Raw genomic sequence first — 3,119 nt, 5'->3', positions numbered from 1 at the left:
CTTCTATGATAAATAGTATTCAAAGAAAAATGATATATTCTGTTTATCTATAGAAAGGTCAAATATTGAGAAAATTGAATAATTATATTCATATTGAAATCCATATAGCTCTATGTTACACTATATATATTGTAGTTAAAGAATACCTATACACAATATGTAGATAAACTGTGAATACATTGTGGATAGTTTATAGGAGGATATTAGATGTTAAAAGTTGAAAAAAGAAACGGAAATGTAGTAGAATTTGAAAATGAAAAGATTGAAATTGCCATTACAAAAGCTATGAGTGAAACAGAAGCAGGGGTGGATGAGAAGCATGCTCGTCAAATATCTACTTCAATAGAAGAAGAATTAAAAGATGAGAAAGTTGTAAGTATAGAAAAAATACAAGACCTAGTAGAGATTCACCTTATGAAAAGTAGACCTGATGTTGCTAGAAAATATATTATATATAGAGAAGAAAGAGCAAAACTTCGTGAACAAGGTTGGGATATGACAGACCTACAAAGGGATATTTATGAAAAGAAATATAGATATGATAGTGAAAGTTTTGATGACTTTTTAGAAAGAGTAAGTGGTGGAAATTCTCCTATAAAAAAAGCCATAAAAGATAAAAAGTTTATGCCGGCTGGAAGAATTTTAGCTGGTAGAGGATTAGATAAAGTTGGTAGAAAGATAACACTTTCAAACTGTTATGTTATGCCAAAGGTAGAAGATAATATAGAATCAATATTTGATACTGCAAAATATTTAGCAAGAACATATTCTTATGGTGGTGGATGTGGTCTTACACTTTCAAATCTTAGACCAAAAGGTGCTAAGGTAAATAATGCTGCAGCTACTACTACTGGTGCTGTTTCATTTATGGACCTTTATTCACTAGTTACGGGTCTTATAGGTATGAGAGGTAGAAGAGGAGCTCTTATGCTAAACTTAGACTGTAACCATCCTGATATAGAAGATTTTATAAATGTTAAAAATGATTTAGAAAAAGTAAATTATGCAAATATATCTGTAAATATAGATGATGAGTTTATGAAAGCTATTAAAGAAGATAGAGAATATGAACTTTATTTTAAGGTAGAATCTACTGGTGAAGAGATAAGTAAAATGGTAGATGCTAAAGAATTATTTAGGGTTTTAGCTAAAAACAACTGGAATATGGCAGAACCGGGACTTCTTTACAAAGGTAAAATAGACACATGGCATTTAATGAGTGAAGATGATGAATTTGAATTTGCGGGAGTAAATCCATGTGCAGAAGAAACACTTCCAGCATTTGGTTCTTGTAATCTTGCTTCTATAAACTTAAGTGAATTTGTAAAAGATCCATTCACTAAATATGCTAGATTTGAATTTGTTAAATTTGAAGAAATGGTAAAAAATGGAGTTATATATTTAAATGAAATATTAGATGAAAACATGTTACTTCACCCACTTCCACAACAAAGAGAAATGAGTGAAAAACTTAGACAAATAGGTCTTGGAATCATGGGAGCAGCTGACTGCTTTATAAAACTAGGTATAAGATATGGTAGCAAAGAGTCCTTAAATCTTATACATCAAATAGGTAAAACATTTATAAATGAAGCTTTAAGACAATCATCAAATATGGCTAAAGAAGATGGTCCGTTTCCAAACTTTAGAAAAGAAAAAGTTTTAGAATCACCATTTTTACGTGCAAATGCAGATGAGGATGTATTAGAACTAATAGAGGAACATGGACTACGTAATAGTCAGCTCCTAACAATACCTCCTACAGGAAGTATATCAACTCTTATAGGTTGTTCTAACGGGTTAGAGCCTATATTCCAAGTATCTTATACTAGAAAATCAGAATCACTACATCATGAGGATACTTACTATAAGGTATTTACTCCTATAGTGAAAGAATATATGGAGAAAAATGACTTATCAAGAGAAGATGAACTACCAGATTTCTTTACAACAACTTCTAATCTAGACTACAAAGAAAGAATACACGTACAATCTGTATGGCAAGAATATATAGATGCAAGTATATCATCTACTGTAAATGTTCCTAATGAGTTTACCGTAGAAGATGTAGAAGCACTTTATATGTATGCATGGGAAGAAGGATTAAAAGGTATTACGATCTATAGAGATGGATGTGCTAGATCTGGAATATTAATAACTGATAAAAAAGACAAAGATAATTTAGATAGAATAGATGAATTGCAAGCTGAGATAGATGAGTTAGCTCAGGCTCAACTCTTAGAAGATCCAGATACTTGTCCAATGTGTGGCGGACATTTAAATCATTCAGGTGGATGTGCTGAATGTCAAGACTGTGGATACTCACCTTGTTCAATATAAGATAAATAATAAACTGAAATAAAAAATCTAGACCTTATTGGTCTAGATTTTTTACATTGATGATAATACATGTACCTTTGAAGCATCTAACTAAAGTAGATTTTCTAGAACCTGAAAGATCTATTATTACGAATATTTCTTTTATAAATTTCTAGTGATACATTCCAAAGTGCTATTGTAGCTTTAGTCTTTGCATAAACTTCTAGCAAATCTACTATCTTAAACTATTATTATTTAGCTCTATACTTTTTTCTCATGTTTCTTCTAAGATCTGCTGGTTCTAAAGATATTTTTTTATTATAGATTAAATTTGAAATACCTACCATCTTTCTAGGCTTTTTACTTGAACATATTTCACAGTTACATTTCGAAATATCATCTTTCGGTTCAATGTATGTTGTTATTACACCTTCAAAATTTCTAAGAATCACTTTGTTTTCAGCTCTGGAAATTACATAGTTTGGCATAACAGGAATTTTACCTCCGCCACCAGGTGCATCTATTACAAAAGTTGGTACTGCAAGTCCCGATGTGTGACCTCTAAGCCCTTCTATAATTTCAATTCCTTTCGAAACTTTTGTTCTGAAGTGGCTTATACCTTCGGAGAGATCGCATTGATATATATAATAGGGTCTAACCCTTATTTTTACAAGTTCATGCATTAATTTTTTCATAACATGAAGACAATCATTAACTCCTCTTAAAAGTACAGTCTGATTTCCTACTGGAATTCCTGCATTTGCAATGAGTTCACATGCAGCTTTAGATTCAGATGTTAT

The 3,119-nt window shown here is 31.1% G+C and carries 1 protein-coding gene and 1 pseudogene; one reads left to right on the top strand and one right to left on the bottom strand.

The features are described 5' to 3' along the window. The first annotated feature begins 207 nt into the window (after positions 1–207). Positions 208–2,340, top strand: a complete 2,133-nt coding sequence (locus ACTHW2_RS07815) for an adenosylcobalamin-dependent ribonucleoside-diphosphate reductase (RefSeq protein ID WP_442263387.1) — start codon at positions 208–210, stop codon at positions 2,338–2,340. A gap of 230 nt (positions 2,341–2,570) precedes the next feature. Here ACTHW2_RS07815 and ACTHW2_RS07810 read toward each other — a convergent pair. Beyond that, positions 2,571–3,119: pseudogene (locus ACTHW2_RS07810) on the bottom strand (lysine 2,3-aminomutase); the annotation flags it as partial.

Source organism: Tissierella sp., assembly GCF_052089545.1.
Lineage (GTDB): Bacteria > Bacillota > Clostridia > Tissierellales > Tissierellaceae > Tissierella_A.
The sequence above is the reverse complement of the archived record's forward strand: the minus strand, read 5'-3'. Positions and strand labels throughout refer to the sequence as shown.